This is a genomic window from Pseudomonas sp. Sample_24, from assembly GCF_004307605.1.
Taxonomy (GTDB): Bacteria; Pseudomonadota; Gammaproteobacteria; order Pseudomonadales; family Pseudomonadaceae; genus Aquipseudomonas.
This window is the reverse complement of record NZ_RCNW01000080.1, coordinates 13460-34742: the sequence shown is the minus strand read 5'-3', so window position 1 is coordinate 34742 and position 21283 is coordinate 13460. Positions and strand designations below refer to the sequence as shown.

Below are 21283 nucleotides of genomic sequence, written 5' to 3'. Positions count from 1 at the left end.
GGAACAACTGGGTGTCTTTAAGCTGCATGTCGGCTTTCCTTAACAGCACCGCGGCAGGCGCGGAGCAAATTATGATTGTAGAAAGGCGCCTCGGTAGGCTGCCGTCAGGGAAATCATTCACCGGGCTGAAGCACAAAATAGCGCACGGAATGAACGCGTGCGGTTCAGCACCCAGACAAGAGCGTTTGAAATCTCAAACGAATCCTAGGATCAAAGGGGGTAAAGGACAATAGGGCGTTCGAAAAAAAGAACGAAAAGGTCTTTTTTACTCAATTTTTCTGATCAACGTAGCAAACGCAGCTTACGCTTTGGAAAAACGCAGGCGATTCAGCAGCATGGACGCCCGCAGTGCATATGAGTATCATGGCGCCCGCATCGCACCAGTAGCTCAGCTGGATAGAGTACTGCCCTCCGAAGGCAGGGGTCGTGGGTTCGAATCCCGCCTGGTGCACCATACGCTGTAAACAGAAAGCCTCAGGCCCTTTGGGACTGGGGCTTTTTTGTTGCCACAAAAAAACCGCCGAAGCGGTTTTTTCTCACTCTGTCGTCCAGTCAAACTCGTCGTACTCATCATCCTCGTCGTCCTCGAAGCATTCCTCTTCGAGATCGTCTTCTTCAGCAACGGCTTCTTCCGGCTGATTGAGCAGAAAATCCTTACGACTTTCGGTCACTGCTCGCCGCAGTTCCTCGCCCTTTTCTGGGCAGTTGAGCATTTGGGCGATGCGGTCGATTTTTTTTGTCACGGCATCCTCCAACGCATCGACTATGGCCCGATAGTGCGCGCTTTCGGGCCTTTATGCCAAATTGTCGAGCGTGTTAACCGATCGGTTTTCCTGCAATTCCTGAGTCGGGGCGCAAAAATCTTCAGCGATGGTAACGCCGCACCACGCTGCTGTTTTTCAGCACATGGCCTTTGATTTTTTCCAGGAACTGCGTGCGGGTCAGGCCGGCGGGCAGTGCATCCGGGGCCAGGTCCAGGGCGTAGAGCTGGATGATGTAATGGTGCGCGCTGTCGCCCACCGGCGGGCATGGGCCGATGTAACCGGTGGTGCCTTTGCTGTTGGTGCCGCCCACGCCTTCAAGCGCGGATTTGGCGCCGACGCCGGACGCAATCTGATGCGTGCTGGCCTTGATGCCGTAATGCAGCCAGTGATCGACGCCCTGCCCTTTTTGGCCATCCGGGTCGTGCATGACAATGGCGTAGCTGAGGGTGCCGGCCGGGCCGGCGTTCCAGGCCAATGCCGGTGAAACGTTATGCCCGCCACAGCCCGGCGCATCGCTGGCGGCGGCCGATGTGAACAAGCGGTCGTCCGATACACCCGGGATGTTCAGGGTGAAACGCTCCTGGGCGGCGTGTGCCGGAAGTTGCACGCAAAAAACCACGGCTACGGCCGCGAGCCAAGGTTTCAGAGAGGTCAATCGGGGCATTCCGGAGCACCTTGTGCGTGTTGGGCCGTCGTCGGCGTGCAAACTATAGCCGGACCGTTCACGCGGTGGCAGTGCCAATTGGATGAACCTCGCAACAGGCACCAGACTCTTTAGAGAAACGCCTGTCTGGAGAGCGATCATGACCCTGCATCGCGTTGCCCGTTTTACCGACGTCCCTGAAAACCAAGGTCTGGAAGTGCAGATCGAGCAGCGCAAGATCCTGTTACTGAAGGTGGGCGATCAATTGCGTGCTTATCAGGGTGAGTGCCCCCACGCCGGAGCGCCACTCGCCGAGGGTACACTGTGCAATGGGCGCCTGACTTGCCCGTGGCACAAGGCACAGTTTCGCATCGAAGATGGCGGGTTGTGTGAGCCACCCGCACTGGACAGCCTCAAGCGTTATCCGCTCGAAGTGCGTGATGGTGAGGTCTGGGTAGACGATCAACCGCTACAGGATGCCCATACCCCGCCCGCCGATGACGCGCGTACTTTCGTGATTGTCGGTGCCGGCGCCGCAGGTACGGCGGCGGCATCGGCCTTGAGGGAATTGGGTTTCGGCGGCCGAGTGCTGTTGATCGACCGCGAAGCCGGCGCCGGATACGACCGTACGGTGCTGAGCAAATTCGTGATTGCCGGCGAAACGCCTCCGGAAGAAATCCCTGCGTTGCGTGATGACGACTTCTATCGCGAGCAACGCATCGAGCGCATCAATGCCGAAGTAACGAGCCTCGATTGCGCCAACCACACGTTGCAACTGAGCGACGGCCAGTCGCTGCAGTATGACGCCGCCCTGCTGGCAACCGGCGGCGCACCGAAACAATTGGAGCTGCCCGGCGCCGACCTGCCACAAGTATTCGTTTTGCGCTCAAGAGCCCATGCACAACAGATTCTGGAAAGTGCCAGACCCGGTCAGCATGCAGTGATCATCGGCGACAGTTTTATCGCCATGGAGTCCGCTTCAGCCCTGCGCCAGTTCGGGCTCGAGGTTACCGTCCTTGCGCGTCAACCGGTGCCATTCGCAAAACAGTTCGGCGAGACCGTCGGCAAAGCGATTCTTGCCCTGCACCAGGCCAATGGCGTGGTGTACCGAGCCGAGGGCGAAGCGACGCAGATAGAAGGAACACATAAAGTCGAAGCCGTACGCCTGGAGAATGGCCAGCGACTGCCAGCGGACCTGGTGCTGGTGGGGATCGGCGTCAGCCCGGCCACGGCGCCGTTTGCCGACCTGCCCCAGGAAAAGGATCATTCGCTGCGCGTCGATGGCGGCATGCGCGTGACCGACGGGCTCTGGGCCGCCGGTGACATCGCCACCTTCCCGCTCAACGGCCAGCCCTGCCGCATCGAACACTGGCGCCTGGCCCAGCAGCAGGCACGGATTGCAGCGGCCAACATGCTCGGCGGCGATGAGCATTACCTCGATGTGCCGTATTTCTGGACGTGGCACTTCGGCAAGAACTACGACTACCTTGGCCATGCGCAAAGCTGGGATGAAGTCGAGTTCAAAGGTGATCCGTTCAAGCCGCCCTTCATCGGGCTGTTCGGCAAAAACGGCCTGGTGATCGCCGCCGTTGCCTGCGATGAGGAGCGAAACATGGCAATGCTCGCCGAACGGATGAAACAGCCGCTGCCGGTGGATAACGCATGGCGACTTATCCGTGATGCACCTTGAATTCGGTCGGATGGTCGCGGGCGATGATCGACGGGCGCGCTCAGCCGTGCCCATCACCAGACAGCAAAACGCCCGGCGCCTGCTGTGTGCAGAGGCCGGGCGTTGCGGTGTAACTAAAGGTTTTTACTGGACTTCGCCAACCCCACCGAACTTGCTCATCACGAACCCGACGAACTCTTCCAGGGTCATTTTCTGGCCATTGAATTCCACCTGATTGTTGGCGTAATGCAATTTAGTGACGATGTTGTTGCCGTCCAGTTTCGCCAACTGCGAGCCCACGGCCATGCTGCTGAACATGTCGGCGGTAGCCGTGGCCTGATCGGCGATCAGCTTGGCGTCGGTCTGGCCGTCGATCTGCGACTGTACGGTAAGTACGTCAACGAGCATTGGCTTGGACACTTGCAGATTGAAGTCCAGCAATGCGATCAGCTGTCTGACCAACTGATCGGCCGGTAGATCGATCGATTGCGGCTTGGTCAGGTCCAGCACCAGGTTGGCTTTACTCTGGCCGTTACTGGTATTGAACGAGAGGTTCTCCAGGGCCACTTGCGGTCCGGCGGCGAGCAATTGCTCCAGATTGGTCTTGAGCTGCGCTTCTTCGGCTTCCGTCAGATTCAATTCCGGAACCGGTTGCCCGGCTTCGGCGGCCTCGGCAGCGGCCTGCTCGTAGGGTTGCAACTTGGTCTGATAAATCTGCATCAATGCCATGGTGGACGGGATGTCGAGATTCTTCAGACTCAAGGCCATGTGCGCAGAACCCACGGCCTTACCGTTCAGCGACACTTCACCGATCTTGTAATCGGCTCGCCCGGAAGCGCTGGTGCCAGACTCCTCGGTGTGGTTCTTCATTTCGAAGTTCTTCAACCCGAGCACCGATTGCTTGGCGCCATAGGTGGTTTTGCTGTTGCTCAGCTCGACGGTGTTGTCGCCGGTGTAGTAGCCATAGGTGCTTTTGCTCAGGTTGCTGGCCAGGGTCAGACCGTTCAATTCGACCTGAACCGGCGCTTGATCCTCGGAGACGGTGGTCAGCTTCAGGCTGTCCATGTAGCCATCGGCCTTGACCTTCTGCGCCTGGGCGCTGGCCGCGACGTCCACCTTCAGGCCGGAAAACTTCAGGCTGGACTTGTCATCCAGCGCCGTTTCCAGTGGCAGCAGTTCCAGCGTGCCGTTGGTGGAGTTGTCGTAGCCGATGTTGACTACACCCTTGAGCGGAGAGGCGTCCTTGGCGGCGACGAACCATTTTTCGGTGAGTGGCGTCTTTTCCAGTTCGTAATGACTGGTGGCCATGACGGGCAGCCACTTCAGCGACATCAGGCGCGAAAATGGCAACGGGCCGTGTTCGATGTGATCGACAAACAGCAATTCCACCGGAGCCTCACCGAACATTTCACCCTCGCCCTTGAGGCGATAGTGCGCGGTGCTGCTGAATACATGACGCTCCAGCGAAACCAACTCCAGCGATGCGGTGCCCTTGTAACCGACCAGTGCGGCCTGCAATTGCTTGTTGGCATCCGCCAGGGACGTGTTCAACACTCCTTCGATTTTGGTGCCGGTAAACCAGGCACCGCCAGCGCTGATTGCACCAATGGCGACAATAATCCCCAGAAGCACGCCTGCTGATTTATTCATGTATGACCCGTTCAATGTCCGTTGTTGAAGGTGTGGTCGTCTTCCCTGAACCCATGACGGGTTACGGTCACGACTGCGCTGAAAGTGAGGTGCAGATTAGCATCAGGCATGCGCGGCGGCCCAATGATTAAAGGTGAAAGAGTGTCCGGGCGCTTTTGTAAGGCAGGAATGTTTTAGTGTTGATGAGATCGCTTTCGCGGGCAAGCCTCGCTCCTGCAGGTTTGGCGTAACCCTGTAGGCGCGAGGCTTGCCCGCGATGGCGTCGGTTCGGCCAACGCGGAGTCAGGAATACTGCACTTCAATCTCATCGAGCTGATGATCAAAGGTTTTCAGTCGCGCGGTCCAGGTGTACACCAGCACTTCAAAATCCCGGTTGATCACCGCCCCGCCCGTCACTTCTGCACGCGGGTCGCAGAAATCCAGCTGATAGCGTTCACGGGCCATGGCGGTGGCGACATCGGCCAGTTCCCGGGCGTTGTTCAGCCAGTGCCGGCCGTCGTCCTCGACTTGTTTGTCCAGTTCCAGGCATTGCTTCTTCAGGGTTTCCAGGCTTTTTTCCAGCGGCGTGCCGGTCAGTTCACCCATGACTTCCTGGAAGGTACGTCCCGGCTGCCAGTAACTGCCCCAGAAATAACGATCGAACACCGTTTCGACCCGACGCAACGCGACCTTGGTGTCCCAGATCAGCAGCAACGTCTTGCCTTGCTGGAGTTGTCTTTTTTTGATCCGTTGAGTCTGGACGCACGCCCAGGCCGCCACCGCAACGGACATCACGGCGATCAGCGCCACTGCGCTGTCGAGGAACACCAGCGCCTTGTCGATCTGATGCGCCAGCATGATGCCGTAGAAATAGGTGGCCGAAAGCAGCAATAACGCCACGACGGCGCACCAAAAGCCGAGAGCATAAGGGTTTTTCATTATTGGTTTCCCCATGACCTGCGCGAGCCTTGTATGCGGCAAGGGCGCTTTGCACGGGGCGCCCTTCCAACACTTCAAAGCATAGCAACGGCCTCAGGGTTTGCCGGAGTTCGACGCTTGCGTTCGTCCGCTTTCCCAGCCACCGCCCAACGCCAGGAACAAATTGATCTGGCTGGCGGCAACCTGGGTATTCGCCGCCGCCAGTTGCGCGGTGACGTCGATGTAGGTGCGCGTCGCCTGCAAGTCGGCCAGAAAGGAGGCGCGGCCGGCCTGGAAGAACCGGTGAGTCTGGTCGGCCGCCAGTTTCGCCGATTGCTCGGCGTCCGCCAGGGCATCACGGCGTTGCAGCAATGCCGAATACTGGGCCAGGCCGGTCTGGGCTTCGCGGATCGCGTTGAGCACGACACCGTCGAAATGCGCGAGCGCGCCCTGGGTGGCCGCCTCGGCTTCGCGAATGCGCGCTCGGGCGCCGTTGGTCGGCACCGTCCAGGATAACGACGGCCCGAAGCCCCAGCGATTGGTCGACGGCTCGCCGAGGTTGTCGAGAATACCCACGGTGCCGATGGTCGCGCCAATGCTGATGTCCGGGTACAACTGCCCCGTGGCGACGCCAATGGTGGCGGTCGCTGCCGCCAGTCGACGCTCGGCCTGCCGTATGTCGGGACGCCGCTTGAGCAATGATGCGCCATCGCCCACCGGCATCAGTTGGGCGATTTTCGGCAATTCTGCACAGGTCGCCGTGCCCGACGGCAGTTTATCCACCGGTTTGGCCAGCAGCATCGACAACTGGAACAGCCCTGCCTGACGCGCCGCCTCATAACGGGGCATATCGGCGCGCAAGGATTTGAATTGGGTTTGTGAGCGCGTGACCTGGGTTTCGTCGCCACGCCCGGCGTCGCGCAAGCGCTGGATCAGCGAGGTGCTCTGGGCTTGCAGATCAAGGGAGTGCTGGGCAATTTCCCGCTCTTCGTTGGCCGCGCACACCTGGGTGTAGGCGCGGACCACATCGGCCACCAAGGTAATGCGTGCGGTATCCGCGGCAGCCTGGGTCGCATCGGCATTGGCCTTGGCCGCTTCGATGCCGCGTTGCAATGTGCCGAACAGGTCAAACTGGTACGAGGCGCTGATGCCGATATCGCCGATGTTGGCCACCGGCACTTTTTCCGGCAACAGGAACGCTTCCCCGGATTCCTGCAAGCGTTGGGCGCCCATTTTCACCCCGCCACTCCACCCGCCCGCGGCCTCAGCCTCATCGACCTGAGCCCTCGCCCTGGACAGGTTGGCTGCGGCCACGCGCAAATCGCTGTTGGAGGCCATGGCTTGCTGGACCAATTGGTCGAGTCGCGGGTCTTGATACAGACGCCACCAATCGGCCGGCACCGGCTGCGAAACCACCGGTTTGCCCTCCACCGCCAGTTCACCCTGCAAGTCCTTGCGCTGGATGGCGGCTGCGTCCGGCACTTTATAATCCGGGCCGACCACCTGACATGCCGACAGCAACAGGCCTAATCCGGCAACCGCCAAACCCGAAGCCTTGCTCATTGCGCGGGCCCCCGGTTGTGATCGTCGATGATCGATACCGTCGCCGTGCGTCCGGCGATCATGCGGAAATCCGCCGGCACGTCATCAAAAGCAATCCGCACCGGAATACGCTGGGCCAGCCGCACCCAGCTGAACGCCGGGTTGACGTTGGGCAACAGGTTATTACCGCTGGTTCGGTCGCGGTCTTCGATGCCGGCGACGATACTTTCCACGTGTCCGCGCAAGCGCGCATTGTCGCCGATCACACGGATATCGACGCTTTGGCCGATGTGGATACCGTTGAGCTTGGTTTCTTCGAAATAGCCGTCGATGTGGAAGGAGTTACTGTCGACCACCGACAACACCGGGCGCCCGGCGCTGACGAACTCCTGGGTGCGCGGCGCGCGGTCGTTGACGTAGCCATCGACAGGACTGCGGATCACCGAGCGGTCGAGGTTGAGCTGCGCACTGTCGACCGCCACCTGCGCTTCCATCAACGCGACCTGGGCGCGGGCCACCCGCGACTGGCTTTCTTCCAGTTGCTCGCCCGGCACCAGATTGCCCAAGCCCTTGTTACGTTTGGCCTCGCGCTGGGCCTGGGCCAAGGTCTCCTGGCGGTCGGCGACCGCCGCTTTCGCCTGGCGCAGGGCCAGTTTGAAGCGGTCCTGGTCAATGCTGAACAACACCTGGCCACGCTTGACCAACTGGTTGTCGCGCACTTCCACTTGCTGGATCAGCCCGGAAACGTCCGGCGCGATCTGCACGATGTCGGCACGGATGTGCCCGTCCCGGGTCCAGGGCGCGAACATGTAATACATCACCATGCGCCAGACCACGACCACGGCGAAGCTCACGATCAACAGGGTCAGCACCACGCGACCAAGGGTTAGAAACGGTTTTTTCATGTCATCAGGTATCGACTGAGTGAATCCACGGCGCCAAGCAACAAGGCGTAGAGGGCCACGTTGAACAATGCCCGGTGCCAGACCAGACGGTAAAAGTGCAGGCGCGTCAGCACCCCGTGCACCAACAGGTAGAGCAGATATGTAATACCCATCAACACCAGCAGCGTGGGCAGGAACACCCCGCTGATATCCAGATCACCGATCATAAAGGCGCTCCATCGATGCCATGGGGAAGCGGTTCTTCAGGCTCGGCAGAACCCACGAATTCGACACCGGGCAACAACGCCAGGCGCAAGCCGCTCAAGGCGTGCAGCAGATGCCGACGGGTTTCATCGTCACCCGCGCCGGCAAGGGCGCGTCGGGTACGGTCGAGGGTCATCAGCAACGGACTCGGTGCCGGCAGGCGTTCACCGGCCTTGAGGCAAACCTTGAAATACTCGCCGACTTCGGCCACCACTTGATGCAACAACGCCTGCGGCACGCCGTGAACCCGTGGCGTGTAGGCGAGCAGGTCGAGCATATTCAACGCCACACGGACCTCCCGCAGCGCGATGCCGGTGTCCTGACCGGTCATGGCCAGACGCGGCAAATGCTGCATCAGCCGATCCAGGACCTGCACACCCAGTTTGCGGTGATCGGCCAAAGTGGCCGGTTCGCTGAGGCTGACAATGTCGTGCCAGGCAAAACGGGTCAGGCGCTTGGCTGCCAGTTCTGCACCGAATGGGCGGGCGATCAGGGTCCAGACGAATGCGAACAGCAACCCCACAGGCCCGGCGAGGTTGGAATTGACGAAGCTGAGGAAGTCCGCGTCGTAGGCGCCTTGAATGCTGATGAACGACGACGTGTTGACCAGCGTCAGCAGCATGCCGAGGTAGAACTGCGGCTTGACTGTCAGGGTGCCAATGACAATGAACGGTACGGCAAACGCCAGCACCAGCATCGGAAAATCATGCAGGTTGGGCAGTACCAGAAACAGATAGAGGCTGGCGAACAACACCGACATCGCCGTCCAGAAGAAAAACCGGTAAATCTGCGGCGCCGGGTCGTCCATCGAAGCAAAGAAGCTGCACGCCACTGCCGCCAGAATCACCGCCGCGCCGCCATCGGTCCAGCCAAGCAGAATCCACAGCACCGAAGCGACAATGATCGCCATCACAGTGGACGCGGCGGAATAGAGCATCAGCCCCCGATCCAGGAATGCCGTCAGACGTCCCAGGCGCCAGTGTCGATAGACCGCACGCCAGCTGTCCTGGCTTTCGCATTGGATGGCCTGTTGCAGGCTGCGGCAGTCTTGCCACAAGTCGATCCATTCACCGAGGCGATAGATGGCGTTGGAGAACAGCAGTTGCTTGCGATCTTCCAGCGCGGCGGCGTCGGGTTGCAGGGCTTGGAGCTGGTCTTTCAACGCCTGCCAGCGGTCGAGGTCCGCCTCCTTGTGCTCGAGCCATTGCGTGGCGGCGACCAGTAGCGGCGTGAACTTCTCCACAAGCTCCGGTGTGCGCCGCTCCAGCGCGTAGAGCGCATCGTCGAGGTCATCGATCACCGGCAACAGGTGAATCATCCGCCCACGCAGTTCCTTGGTGTTGCGCACGGTTTGCGGTCGCGCGCCTTCGTGGGGCAACTGGCCGATCATCAACTCAAGGGTGTTGAAGGTGGTCACCATCGAAGCGCGCAATGCACTGACTTCCTCCGGCTGCACATCGCGCCCAAGAAAACGCAGGCTGTAAGTCGATGCGTCGGCGAACCACTTGCTCACCGAGTCATTGAACACCGGGGCCAAACGCCGGGGCCAGAACATGGCGCCCACCACCGCCGCGACGGCGATGCCGAGGAAGATTTCTTCGGTACGCGCTTCGGCCACGTCCCACACACCCAATGGATTGTTCACCACCGGCAGCGCGATCAACGGCAAGGTGTAGCCGGCCAGCATCAAGGCGTAGTTGTTGGCGGTGCGCAAATGCATGGACAGGAACAGCAGAATTCCGGTCCATAGCGCGATGACCACCACCAATACGTATGGACTCTGGACAAACATCGGCACGAACAGAACCGCAGCAGCGGCGCCCAGGAAGGTGCCGACTGCGCGGTATAGCGCCTTGGAACTGGTAGGGCCGACAAACGGGCTGGAAACGATATACACCGTGGCCATCGCCCAATAAGGACGCGGCATCTGCATGAGCAACGCGATGTACAGCGCGATCATCGAAGCCGCGAAAGTGCGTACGCCGTAGAACCAGTCGCGCGCTGGAGGCATGCCTGCAAAAAAACCGCTCACGGATGAGTTTCCGAAGGGTGCCCGGCCGCCTCGAAGGCCTTCAATACACGCAGAGCGGCTTCAAGGTCCCGCGGGGCAATGCCTTCGAGCACTTCGTTACGCAGTCGCACCAATTCGACTTCGACGGCTTGCACCAGGGTTCGCCCCGTTTCGGTGAGGCTCAGGCAATTTGCGCGCCGGTCCTGGGTATCGGCGGTACGACAGACGTAACCGGCATGGCACAGCTGATCCAGCAAGCGCACCAGGGACGGACTTTCCATCCCCGCCGCCTGAGCCACCGTCACCTGCCGCACACCCTCGCCCAATCGCCCGATCATCAATAAGGGGACGGCACAGGCTTCGGAGATTCCATAGTTGACCAGCGTGGTCTGGCAGATCTTTCGCCAATGCCGGGCGGCCACCACCATGGAGCTGCTGATGTTCATCTGGAGAGCGTCGAGGGAATTTGGCACGGGGGGAAACACACACTGTTAGCTTGCTAACTATCAATATCGCATTCGAGGGGATTTTTCGTCAAGTTTTGAAACAAATTCCCCACCAGTCGGAGAGCGTGCGCCCTTGGTGCCAACTGCGATACTGAAAACGTATATACTTTTTCAATACAAATGCCGAGAAGTCCAGCCATGTCAAAGCAAGCGGTTTTTACAATGAAACTTGAGTCTGAATTACGCGAACAGTTTATGGCCGAGGCGCAAGCTGCTCATCGTCCAGCCTCGCAAATAGTGAGGGAGTTGATGCGTCAGTTTGTTCAATCCCAACGAGAGTCGCGCGAATACGATGCGTTCTTGCAACGCAAAGTGGACATCGCTCGCGCTTCGATACGCAACGGCGACGTTCTGACGAACGATAAGGTTGAAGCAGAGTTCGCTGCCAGGCGCATGCAGGTGACCCTGCAAGAATGAAAATAATCTGGACGAAACAAGCAGCACAGGACCGTGCAGACATTTGGGATTATTTGCATCCCATCAATCCAAAAGTAGCCAGCGAAATGGATACCCGTTTCAGTGATGCGATAGCCCGGCTTGCCCATTACCCGGAAAGTGGCCCTGCAGGAGTCATTGCAGGCACGCGCGAACTGATCCCCCACCAGAATTACCGCATTGTTTATGAGTCTTGGGCGGACTCCATCTGGATACTCGCGGTGGTTCACACGTCCCGACAGTGGCCGCCTGAGAAGAGTTGAGCATCTACAGTCCCCGCCCCTTCCTCAACATCACATCCAACTGATCCACCACCTCGGCCCAATCGGCGTCATCCAGAATTTCATTACGCAAAAGCTCCGCCTGGCTCGGACTCCAGAAAAACGCGTCCGCCAGATGCAGTTCGGGTTTGAGCGGTGAATGGGTGGCGATGAATTTGTCGATGCTTTCAGCGTCGTCGTCCAGGCCCAGTTGCTTGAACAGGGATGGGAGGCTGTGGGTTGGGTTTTCCATGTCTGACTCCATTGGGTGACGTAGGTGACTCGCAGCATTCGCGGGCAAGCCTCGCTTTGCAGGAGCGAGGCTTGCCCGCGAAGACGGCAGCACAAGCACAGCAAAACTCAAATTCAGTGGCTCAATTCCCGCACCTCCGCATGCGGCAGCATTTTCAGGAAGTCCGGCATGTTCATGTGTAGCAGGTTGGTGTGGTTGCCGGCTTCCAGGTAGATGTCTTTTTGCCGGGTCAGCAATGGATCGATGACCACGTCCAACCCATAGGCTTCACCCAGGGCAGGCACTGCACCGCGTTCGCAGTCTTCGAACAGATGCGGCAGATTGCTTTCCCGGGATACCTGCCACTCACCACTGCTGCGGACCTTGCTCAGGTCCAGATGACGGCTGGCGGGCAGCACGGCCATCAGATAATGCCCATGGTGATCATCCAGGATCACCGACTTCGCCACCCGCTCCGCAGGAATGCCCGCGACTCGCGCCGTTTCCAGGCTGCTGGCCGAGTGGGGATGGCTGACGATGTCATAGTCGCATTGAGCCTTCTCCAGGCTTCGCTGCACGGTTCTTGCCATACGCATGATGCACCTCGATGTCCGCAACAATGCCTGGCGGACGCTGGTTAACGCTGTTCTGCGTAGTAAAAGTCTAGGCCCGCCGGGCCGGTTCGACGGGAAATCCGCCCATCGGACAAGTCGACATCTGAGCAAAAATCATACAGATGCCGGGTCAACTAGACTGAATACAGAACCACTGGCGACTCTCCCGGAGGGTCACGTGAAAACGCGTTGTTGTGCCTTTGCCTTGTTGTTGGCATTAAGCGGCTCTGCGCTCGCCGCGGATGCCGGCCTGCCGGCAACCAATCCCGTCGGAATCTGGCTCATTACCTTTGGTATCGCCTTTCTGATTGCCGAGGCTGCCCTGCCCAATTACGGCGTGATCGGCCTGGGCGGGATCGTGATGTTCGTGATCGGCGCGGTAATCCTGACCAACGCCGAAATGCCCGTGCCGTTGATGATCGGCCTGGGAATGATCAGCGCATTGCTACTGATATTTCTGCTGATCCGTGCCCTTAAAACCCGACCACGACAAAACGTCAGCGGCGACGCCGGCTTGCTGGGCAGCGTGACGCCAGTGTTGTCATTGCAGTCTGGCGATGCTTTTCACGGCTGGGTGCATTTGCAGGGTGAACGCTGGCAAGTGTCGAGCACCAAACCGCTGCACATCGGGCAACGCGTCCGCGTGGTGGGGCGCAACGGATTAACGCTGGAAGTGGCCGCGACTGACGCGGTGGCGGCTGGAGAATAGCCATGGGTTTGCAACTGGGTTTTGTCGCGCTACTGCTGCTGTTGATCGCATTGGCAGGGGCGACTTTCCGCATCCTGCGTGAATACGAACGCGGTGTCGTATTCCAGCTCGGACGCTTCTGGCAGGTCAAAGGCCCCGGCCTGATCCTGTTGATTCCGGTGATCCAGCAAATGGTCCGCGTCGACTTGCGCACGGTGGTCCTCGACGTACCGGCGCAAGACGTGATCACCCGCGATAACGTTTCGGTCAAGGTCAACGCGGTGCTGTACTTCCGCGTGCTCGATCCGCAAAAAGCGATCATCCAGGTCGAGGACTTTTTCATGGCCACCAGCCAATTGGCGCAAACCACGTTGCGCGCCGTGCTCGGCAAACACGAGCTCGATGAATTGCTGGCCGAACGCGAACGGCTCAACACCGACATCCAGCAAGTGCTCGACGCCCAGACTGACGCTTGGGGAATAAAGGTCGCCAACGTCGAGATCAAGCATGTCGACCTCAATGAATCGATGGTCCGCGCCATCGCCAAACAGGCCGAAGCAGAGCGCGAACGCCGGGCCAAAGTGATTCACGCCGAAGGCGAACTGCAAGCCTCGGAAAAACTCATGCAAGCGGCCGAAATGCTCGGCCGCCAACCCGGTGCGATGCAACTGCGGTATATGCAAACACTGAGTTCGATTGCCGGCGACAAGAGTTCAACCATCGTCTTTCCGTTGCCGATCGAGTTGCTCAAGGGCATGGCGGATTTGTCGTCGAAGCCTTGAGCGGTCCTCAGCGTTGCGCCGCCAACGGATACACCGACTGCCAGCCACCACCCAAGGCCCTGTACAAGCCAACCGCCGCCAGCGACACGCCAGCAGAACTCTCGACCCATTGCTCCTGGGTCGCCAGCAACGCGCTTTGAACGGTGAGTACGTTGACGAAATCCACCACTCCTTCGGTGTATTGCCGTTGCGCGGTCTGCAGGGCGACCCGGTTTTTCCGCACCGCTTCGGCCAGGCTGTCGCGGCGCAATTGACTGGCGTTATAGGCACTCAACTGATCGTCGATTTCATGCCAGGCACGCAGTACGGTTTGCTGATAGGCAATGGCGGCTTCCTGTTGCTGGGCTTCACGCAGGTTCAGCACGCCGCGCAAGCGTCCGCCGTCGAACAACGGCAAGCTGAACTGCGGGCCGATGCCGAATGCCCGTGAGCCCCACGAGCCGAAATCGCTCAGTTGCATGGCCTGTGATCCGACATTGCCCGACAGCGTGATGCGCGGATAAAAATCACCCTTGGCCACGCCGATGCTCGCAGTCGCGGCATGCAAACGGGCTTCGGCTTCGCGGATGTCCGGACGGCGTTCGGCCAGTTGCGATGGCAGCCCGATGGCGACCTGACGAGGCGTCTGCGGCACTGGCGCGTCGCTGGACAACTCGGCAGCCAACGCTTGTGGCGGCTCGCCCATCAACAGGCTCAAAGCGTTGATCAATTGCGCCTGACGTTGCTCAAGCGCCGGCAGGCGCGACTCGATAGCGGCGACTTGCGCGGCGGCTTCGGCAACATCCAGATCGGTCGCGACACCGTCCGCCAGACGCAGTTGCGACAGCTTCAAGCTGTGGCGAGCGACATCGAGGTTCTGCTCGGTGACGGCGCGGGTATTTTGCACACCGCGCAACTGAATATAGTTTTGTGCGGTGTCGGCGAGCACCGACAACAACACGCCGCGACGATCGTTTTCGGCGACCTCGAGAGTGGCGTCGGCGGCTTCGGTTTCGCGGCGCACCCGGCCCCAGAAATCCAGTTCCCAGGACGCGGAGAAACCGCCGTCCCACAAATTGAAGGCGGCGTTGCCGTTGTTCCCCGACGGGTCCATCAGGCCTTCGCCGCTGTTGCGTTTACGTGCGTAACCGCCGCCGACGGCGGTTGTGGGATAGCGATCGGCCGTCACCACCTGGCGCACGGCGCGGCTCTGTTGCAAGCGACTGCTGGCGAGCTTCAGGTCGAGGTTGTCGGTGAGGGCGCGCTGGCTCAGGGCCGAGAGTTTCGGGTCATTGAAGACTTCCCACCAACGCTCACCCAGGGTCTCGTTGACGACCTGACTGGCGGCGGCTTTTGCAGGCTTGGCCCACTCGGTCACTTGAGGCGATTCGGGCTTAGGGAAATCCGGGCCGACGGTGCAGGCGCCCAACGCAAACAAACTAAAAACCCACACTGCTGACTGGGCTAACGCCTTGTGGCGAGGGCGCTTGCACCCGCTGAGCGGCGAAGCGGCCGAAAAATCCGTGAGCGCTGCGCACTCAAGCGGGAGCAAGCTCCCTAGCCACAGGGATCGATGTTTGTCTGAAAAACTCATCGCTGAACAACCTCGTTCACCTTGCCACTGGCCGTATCAATCCGCGCCTCCACCGACATCCCCACGCGCAACCGTTCAGCCATCGGCTGCCCCGGTTCCAGCACAATCTTCACTGGAATCCGCTGCACAACCTTGGTGAAGTTACCGGTCGCGTTGTCCGGTTTGACCGAAGCGAACGTCACGCCAGTAGCCGGCGCGATACTTTCGACATGACCGTTCAGCGCCGCACCGCCAAAGGTATCGACCCGCACCTGCACAGCTTGCCCCGGCTGCACATTCGTCAATTGGGTTTCCTGAAAGTTGGCCACCACGTAGGCCTGTGCCAAGGGCACTACCGCCAACAACTTGCTGCCGGGCGTGACATAGGCGCCGACCCGTACGGCGCGTTCGCCAACCATGCCATCCTGCGGCGCGACGATGCGTGTGTACGACAGCTCATAACTGGCGATTTCCAGCTTCGCTTGCGCGCGTTTCAAGCCACCTTCAGCCCCGTCACGTTGCGCCGCGAGAATGTCGACCTGCTTGCGCTCCGCCGCCAGCACCGCCGTGGCATTGGTCAATTGCGCGCTGGCCTGATCGATGCGCGTGCGGGCCTGCTGTGCATTTTGCACCGTACCCGCACCGACCCCGGCGAGGTGGTTGTAGCGATTCAATTCGTGTTCGGCAAACGCCATTTCCGCCTTGGCCGAAATCACTTTTGCTTGCGCCTGGGCGATCACCGAGGCTTGACGCTCCAGAGTCGCCCGGGCGTTTTGCAGTTGCGCCTGCGCCACCAGCGATTCGGCTGCGGCGGCCTCAGCGGCGGCGCGCAGATCACGGTCATCGATCAGCGCCAGCAACTGACCGGCCTTGACCTGCTGGTTGTCCTCCACCAGCACTTGCTTGATGAAACCGGCAACGCGCGGCACCACCAGCGTGTAGTCCGCCGAGACGTAAGCGTCATTGGTGCTCTGCTGCGTGCGCTGGCCGAACAGGTTGGGCGAAAGCAGATAAACCAGAACGCCCAGCGTGATCACGACCGCAACGCTCACGGCCACTTTTTGCTTTGATTGAGTCGTCATAAAAACCTTCAGTTTCAGTGGAACATTCAGGTCGGTGCGCGCGGCGGATAGATCCGCGTCGGCAGCCAGAAAATCAGCAGGATCAGCGCTACGGCGACACCGGCCATGCACAGGTAAAGATCCGAAGCGGCGAGCACCACGGCTTGCTCATGCAGGCGACGGGCAAGGCCCGGAGTGTCGCTATCGACCAGAGGCGAATTGCCGAGACGGTCCACCAGCATCGTCGAGTGAAAGTGCAGACGCTGGGTGGTCAAGGTTTCCAGCACCCCGGTGGCGATGACTGCCGCCAGGCCTTTCACGGTGTTGAACCAGGCCGACGCGAACGGCCCGTCCATGGGTTGAATGCTGCCGGTCGAGAGCATCAACAGCGGCAACACCGCCATCGGTTGGCCGAATATCTGCAGCAGTTGCAGCACATAGAAATCGTCGCGAATCCACGCCGAGGTCAGCTGCGAACCGCCCATGCAGGACAGCGTCAACATGCTCAGGCCGATCGCCAGCACCCAACGGCAGTCAACCCAACGCAAGTTGCACAGCGCCGCCACCAACGGCAGCGCGATCAACTGGGGCAATGCTGCAATCAGCGTGATCGGTGCGGTTTGCACCGGGCGATATCCCTGAACCTGTGCCAGATAGCTCGACGGAATAATCACCACCGCCAGCAACACCACCAGCACCCCGGCCAGGGTGATCAGGGCAAACGACAGGTTGCGGATGCCGAGCATCTGCATCTTGAAAAACGGAATCGGCTGCGACCACTCGTTGATCAGAAACAGCACCAGCAACAGCACCCCGCCCACCAGCAAACCGCAGATCAAACTCGACTCGAACCAGTCCAGCCGATTGCCCTGCAGAATGCCGATCACCAGCATGCAAATCGCCGGGAACCCCAGCAGCAGACCGCGCCAGTTGAACTGCTTGAAGCGCTCCAGGCGCAGCGGATCCTGAGGTATGCCATAGCCCACCGCGACCATGGCAATCAGGCACGGCACGACGATTTGCCAGAAGGTCCATTGCCAACCGACATATTCGGTCCAGAGCCCGGCCAGCGGCGTGCCCAGTCCGGGGCCGAAGGTGGCCGTCAGGGTGTAACCGGCCAAACCGTAGAGCTTGACGTTGGCCGGCAGAAATCGCAGGGCGACGGTCATCAGCATCGGCGGCAGTGCCCCGCCGGCCAGGCCTTGCAAAGTACGCAGTACCAACAGGCTTTCGTAGTTCGGCGCCAGCGGGCACAGCACCCCCAACAGGGTGAATGCACTGATCGCGTACAGGGTGAAGCGCCGCAACGAAAACGTCACCGAGCACCACGGGGCAAACGCCGCCGCGGCCACCGAAGTCGCAGCGTAACTGGCGACCAGCCAGGTGCCCTCGTCATAGCCGATGGCCAGGGCGCCCCGGATATCCGCCAGGGCGACTTTGGTCACCATCTCGTTCAGGCCGGAGACCAACACAGCCAGCAACACGCCCACCAGGCCAATGATAAGCCGTGGGCCAAACACCATCGGCGCAGCCGCTGTCATGGGCGCAGCCAAAGGCGCCGAGGCCGTCAGGGAGGTCATCGGTGTACAACTCCGAAAAAAGAAGGTGGCAGTCTACGAACGCTCATCGCTGACGAAAACTGACTTATCGGCAATTTATAAGTGCGTCGGACGCAGCATTTGAACCACGTCAATCAAGCGATAGCGATCACGGCCTCATCAGGAAAATGACGGAAAAAACTAACACCGCCGCGTCAGCGCAACCACCATCCATAGGTGTTAATGGCCCTTGCGGCCATCAAGGCTGAGCGGCCAGCCACGTCTCGTCGCAGCAGGCTTTCAGGGTTTCTCGCAGCCAGCGATGGGCGGGATCGTTGTCGAAGCGTGGATGCCAGGCCTGGCTGAGCACGATGGTGGGCAGCGGGATGGGCAGGGTGAACGAACGCAACTTCAGCCCCAATCGGCGCACGCTCAACAGCGTCTCCCGGGGCACCGGCAGAATCAGGTCGGAATCGGGCAAGGCGAACATTGCCGCATGAAAACTCGGCGCGATCACCGCCACCCGCCGCTCCAGCCCCAAGGCGTTGAGTGCCGCATCGATCGGCCCGCGGGCGATACCGCGCCGGGACATGCTGATATGCGAGTAACCGGCAAAACGTTCGGCGGTGATTTCCTGATCGAGCAAGGGATGATCCTCGCGCACCAGGCCGACGAACTGGGTGGAAAACAGATTCTGCACTTTCACTTCCGGCATCAGCGGCCGGTTGTTGCTGACGCTCAGATCGATGCGGCCCTCGCGCAATGCTTCGTCATCGCCGTCGCCCTCCGGGGCGAAACGCAATTCGCAATGCGGGGCCTGGCGCTCCATGGTGTCGAACAACTTGCCGCCGTAGATGCCAATGAAAAAGTCATTGGCCCGTATGCTGAAGCGCCGCCGCAAACTGCCCAGATCCACCACGCGAGCCGAGTGAAACAACTGCGCGGCCTGCTCCACCACATCGCGCACCTGTTCGCGCAACTCCAGCGCCTTGGGCGTGGGCACCAGACCGCGACCGGCGCGCACCAGGATCGGATCACCGATCGCCTCGCGAATACGCGTCAACGTCCGACTCATCGCCGCCGGGCTCAGATTCATCCGCCGCGCAGCACCGACCACACTGCCCTCGTCGAGCAAGGCGTCGAGGGCGACCAAAAGGTTCATGTCGGGCAGTTGCATGGCGAGCACTCGTTTCTGGTCCGGATTGATCCAGACGCAATGCTAGCAAACAACGATTGGATGAGGTGCAGGCAGTACCGGCCCCATCGCGAGCAGGCTCGCTCCTACGGGGGATCTGGGCAGCTGCAAAATTGGCGTACGACACACCCCCCTCGTAGGAGCGAAGCTTGCTCGCGAAAGCGGCTGAACTGACACCACCTACCCACAAGCAAGCCCAAAAAAACGACTCACGCCACTATCAGTTCTGATAGTTCTCAAACCGATTCATACGAGTAAAACTCAAGGCCTGCCCCGTTTACGTAGAGACTCCGGCATGAGCCAACCTGGTGATCAAGACGACCGCAGCCGTTCACGCACAGTGTTGCTGGCTACCGACATCAGCCATTCGGTCATTGGCGAAATCGTCGATGGCCGCACCCACACCATCGCCTACTCAGCTTATGGCGAGCAATCCGCTCAACAGAAAGTCGAGACACGATTGGGGTTCAATGGTCAGTTGCGTGAAGCGAATATCGGTTGGTATTTGCTGGGTAACGGGTACCGCGCCTATAACCCGCGATTGATGCGGTTCCATAGCCCGGACAGTTGGAGCCCGTTTGGGGAGGGTGGGTTGAATGCGTATATGTATTGCGGTGGCGAGCCGGTCATGAATACCGACTCATCAGGGCATTTGCCCTTCCCCGTACTGAGCAAGGCTTTTGCCAACTTGATGGATGTTAAAAATATCTTTGTGAATACCTATCGGGCGAATGTTGCCGTGAGCAACAACCCAGTGACAGCTTTGGTCTCGAGCATTAAAGGACTCGGTTTGTCCAACACGGCGGATTTTCTACCTACGAATGGAACACTGACATTTGGGACCAGGCCAATGTCGAATCCAGTTCTTACCACTGCGAAAGTCGGAGGTTTGCATCATAAAGTCGGAGGGGTGCCAAGCTCTACGCCTAATCAGGGAACTAGCGCCTCACTTCCTGGCTCGTCCGATGGCGGTCAACGCGGAGGTTTTAACTCAGATCCTGGCAGAAGTTGGACACCAATTCCCCCAACTCGGAGACCTCCAGATAAGGAAACGATCACAATCTGGACGCGCTACCCAGATGAGGTAAAAAGATCGCTATCTCCAGAGAGTCAAAAACGAGTGAGGGATATAAGGGATCGAAAAGAGCCATTGTAGAAAACGATCGATCGCTCCTCCGATATCAACCCATCCAAGAGTAGTGGGGGATGTTTTTCACCGCACCATCCCCCACCGCTTCACCGTCACCCTTTCCAACGAATCAAACACCAAATTCTCCACCAACAACCCGATCAAAATAACCACCGCCAACCCGGCAAACACCTTGTCGGTATACAGCTCATTGCGGTTCTGAAAGATGTACCAGCCCAATCCACCCTTGCCGCTGGTCGCGCCAAACACCAACTCAGCCGCGATCAACGTGCGCCAGGCAAATGCCCAGCCGATTTTCAGGCCGGCGAGGATTGACGGCAATGCTGCCGGGATCAGGATGAACAGCACGAATCGCATCCCTTTGAGGCCATAGTTGCGCCCGGCCATGCGCAGGGTTTCCGAGACGCCGAGGAAGCCGGCGTAGGTGTTCAGCGCCAGCGCCCAGAGCACCGAATGGACAAGCACGAAAATCAGACTGTTCTGCCCCAACCCGAACCACAACAGCGCCAGCGGCAGCAGTGCAATTGCCGGCAGCGGGTTGAACATCGAGGTCAGGGTACTCAGCAGGTCGCGACCGAACTGCGTCGACACCGCCAGCGTGGTCAAGGCGAACGCCAGGACGATGCCGATCAGGTAACCCTTGAGCAACACAACCAGGGAAATCCATACCTTGCCGAGCAATTCACCGCTGAACAGGCCGTCGTACAGCGCGCTGGCGGTTTGCAGAAAACTCGGTAGCAGCAGGTCGTTGTTCTGGTAGCGGGCAACCGCTTCCCACAACACCGCGAGCAAAATCAGGATCAGGCCTTTGCGCAGCCAACCCTGTTGCCATAGACGTTGGCCGAGGGGCAATTCACGCTCCAGCGGTACGCTGGTCAGTGGCTGTAGTACGGTTTCGAATTCTTCACGCGGGGATGATAAATGGCTCATCGGACCCTCCTCTCAA

22 protein-coding genes and 1 tRNA gene are annotated in these 21283 nt (G+C 59.8%); 7 read left to right on the top strand and 16 right to left on the bottom strand.

Annotation, left to right across the window (positions count from 1 at the left end):
• Positions 1 to 377 precede the first annotated feature (377 nt).
• A tRNA-Arg gene (locus tag D8V06_RS03790) sits at positions 378 to 454 on the top strand.
• A gap of 82 nt (positions 455 to 536) precedes the next feature.
• Here the strand turns inward: D8V06_RS03790 and D8V06_RS03785 are convergent.
• The gene (locus D8V06_RS03785) at positions 537 to 767 is read right to left on the bottom strand and encodes a hypothetical protein (protein ID WP_241667769.1); all 231 of its coding nucleotides are present in this window, start codon (positions 765 to 767) and stop codon (positions 537 to 539) included.
• A 97-nt stretch (positions 768 to 864) separates the two neighbouring features.
• Positions 865 to 1428 (bottom strand): YbhB/YbcL family Raf kinase inhibitor-like protein, encoded by a 564-nt coding sequence (locus D8V06_RS03780; RefSeq protein WP_056852058.1) that lies wholly within the window; start codon positions 1426 to 1428, stop codon positions 865 to 867.
• Positions 1429 to 1567: 139 nt separating this feature from the next.
• Here D8V06_RS03780 and D8V06_RS03775 point away from each other — a divergent pair, with 139 nt between their 5' ends.
• Positions 1568 to 3097 (top strand): apoptosis inducing factor family protein, encoded by a 1530-nt coding sequence (locus D8V06_RS03775; protein ID WP_130930465.1) that lies wholly within the window; start codon positions 1568 to 1570, stop codon positions 3095 to 3097.
• A 123-nt stretch (positions 3098 to 3220) separates the two neighbouring features.
• Here the strand turns inward: D8V06_RS03775 and D8V06_RS03770 are convergent, their stop codons facing one another.
• From D8V06_RS03770 to D8V06_RS03740, 7 genes are all read right to left on the bottom strand, one after another.
• A complete protein-coding gene (locus D8V06_RS03770; protein ID WP_130930464.1) occupies positions 3221 to 4726 on the bottom strand; it encodes a YdgA family protein in 1506 nt (501 codons plus the stop codon).
• A gap of 282 nt (positions 4727 to 5008) precedes the next feature.
• Positions 5009 to 5644, bottom strand: a complete 636-nt coding sequence (locus tag D8V06_RS03765; RefSeq protein WP_056852055.1) for a hypothetical protein — start codon at positions 5642 to 5644, stop codon at positions 5009 to 5011.
• 93 nt (positions 5645 to 5737) lie between these two features.
• Positions 5738 to 7186, bottom strand: coding sequence for an efflux transporter outer membrane subunit (locus D8V06_RS03760; protein WP_130930463.1), 1449 nt, complete (start codon positions 7184 to 7186; stop codon positions 5738 to 5740).
• A complete protein-coding gene (locus tag D8V06_RS03755; RefSeq protein ID WP_056852053.1) occupies positions 7183 to 8070 on the bottom strand; it encodes an HlyD family secretion protein in 888 nt (295 codons plus the stop codon). Before D8V06_RS03755 ends, D8V06_RS03760 begins: the two co-directional genes overlap by 4 nt.
• Positions 8067 to 8276, bottom strand: a complete 210-nt coding sequence (locus D8V06_RS03750) for a DUF1656 domain-containing protein (protein ID WP_056852052.1) — start codon at positions 8274 to 8276, stop codon at positions 8067 to 8069. Before D8V06_RS03750 ends, D8V06_RS03755 begins: the two co-directional genes overlap by 4 nt.
• A complete protein-coding gene (locus tag D8V06_RS03745) occupies positions 8273 to 10345 on the bottom strand; it encodes an FUSC family protein (protein ID WP_056852051.1) in 2073 nt (690 codons plus the stop codon). Before D8V06_RS03745 ends, D8V06_RS03750 begins: the two co-directional genes overlap by 4 nt.
• Complete coding sequence (locus D8V06_RS03740; RefSeq protein WP_130930462.1) at positions 10342 to 10770, bottom strand: MarR family transcriptional regulator; 429 nt, start codon at positions 10768 to 10770, stop codon at positions 10342 to 10344. The genes D8V06_RS03745 and D8V06_RS03740 overlap by 4 nt, the downstream gene beginning before the upstream one ends.
• A gap of 198 nt (positions 10771 to 10968) precedes the next feature.
• On the opposite strand from D8V06_RS03740, the gene D8V06_RS03735 reads away from it, so the two are divergent.
• Complete coding sequence (locus D8V06_RS03735; protein WP_130930461.1) at positions 10969 to 11247, top strand: antitoxin of toxin-antitoxin stability system; 279 nt, start codon at positions 10969 to 10971, stop codon at positions 11245 to 11247.
• Entirely contained in the window at positions 11244 to 11528 is a 285-nt protein-coding gene (locus tag D8V06_RS03730) for a type II toxin-antitoxin system RelE/ParE family toxin (RefSeq protein ID WP_056852048.1), read from the top strand. Before D8V06_RS03735 ends, D8V06_RS03730 begins: the two co-directional genes overlap by 4 nt.
• 4 nt (positions 11529 to 11532) lie before the next feature.
• Here the strand turns inward: D8V06_RS03730 and D8V06_RS03725 are convergent, their stop codons facing one another.
• The gene (locus D8V06_RS03725; RefSeq protein WP_056852047.1) at positions 11533 to 11778 is read right to left on the bottom strand and encodes a DUF2789 domain-containing protein; all 246 of its coding nucleotides are present in this window, start codon (positions 11776 to 11778) and stop codon (positions 11533 to 11535) included.
• 113 nt (positions 11779 to 11891) lie between these two features.
• Positions 11892 to 12353 (bottom strand): YbaK/EbsC family protein, encoded by a 462-nt coding sequence (locus tag D8V06_RS03720; RefSeq protein ID WP_056852046.1) that lies wholly within the window; start codon positions 12351 to 12353, stop codon positions 11892 to 11894.
• A gap of 196 nt (positions 12354 to 12549) precedes the next feature.
• Between D8V06_RS03720 and D8V06_RS03715 the strand changes: the two genes are divergently transcribed.
• Together D8V06_RS03715 and D8V06_RS03710 are read left to right on the top strand one after the other, a co-directional pair.
• Positions 12550 to 13080, top strand: coding sequence for an NfeD family protein (locus D8V06_RS03715; RefSeq protein ID WP_130930460.1), 531 nt, complete (start codon positions 12550 to 12552; stop codon positions 13078 to 13080).
• A 2-nt stretch (positions 13081 to 13082) separates the two neighbouring features.
• Positions 13083 to 13841: a slipin family protein gene (locus tag D8V06_RS03710; RefSeq protein ID WP_130908218.1), complete on the top strand. Its 759-nt coding sequence runs from the start codon at positions 13083 to 13085 to the stop codon at positions 13839 to 13841.
• A 7-nt stretch (positions 13842 to 13848) separates the two neighbouring features.
• On the opposite strand, the gene D8V06_RS03705 is transcribed toward D8V06_RS03710, so the two are convergent.
• From D8V06_RS03705 to D8V06_RS03690, 4 genes are all read right to left on the bottom strand, one after another.
• The gene (locus tag D8V06_RS03705; RefSeq protein WP_130930459.1) at positions 13849 to 15414 is read right to left on the bottom strand and encodes an efflux transporter outer membrane subunit; all 1566 of its coding nucleotides are present in this window, start codon (positions 15412 to 15414) and stop codon (positions 13849 to 13851) included.
• Complete coding sequence (locus D8V06_RS03700; protein ID WP_056852042.1) at positions 15411 to 16475, bottom strand: HlyD family secretion protein; 1065 nt, start codon at positions 16473 to 16475, stop codon at positions 15411 to 15413. Before D8V06_RS03700 ends, D8V06_RS03705 begins: the two co-directional genes overlap by 4 nt.
• A 26-nt stretch (positions 16476 to 16501) precedes the next feature.
• A complete protein-coding gene (locus D8V06_RS03695) occupies positions 16502 to 18034 on the bottom strand; it encodes an MFS transporter (RefSeq protein WP_130930458.1) in 1533 nt (510 codons plus the stop codon).
• Positions 18035 to 18251: 217 nt separating this feature from the next.
• Complete coding sequence (locus tag D8V06_RS03690; protein ID WP_130930457.1) at positions 18252 to 19169, bottom strand: LysR family transcriptional regulator; 918 nt, start codon at positions 19167 to 19169, stop codon at positions 18252 to 18254.
• Between the two features lie 313 nt (positions 19170 to 19482).
• Between D8V06_RS03690 and D8V06_RS03685 the strand changes: the two genes are divergently transcribed.
• Entirely contained in the window at positions 19483 to 20343 is an 861-nt protein-coding gene (locus D8V06_RS03685) for an RHS repeat-associated core domain-containing protein (RefSeq protein ID WP_130904527.1), read from the top strand.
• A 57-nt stretch (positions 20344 to 20400) separates the two neighbouring features.
• Here the strand turns inward: D8V06_RS03685 and D8V06_RS03680 are convergent, their stop codons facing one another.
• Complete coding sequence (locus D8V06_RS03680) at positions 20401 to 21267, bottom strand: ABC transporter permease (protein WP_130930456.1); 867 nt, start codon at positions 21265 to 21267, stop codon at positions 20401 to 20403.
• Between the last annotated feature and the right edge of the window lie 16 nt (positions 21268 to 21283).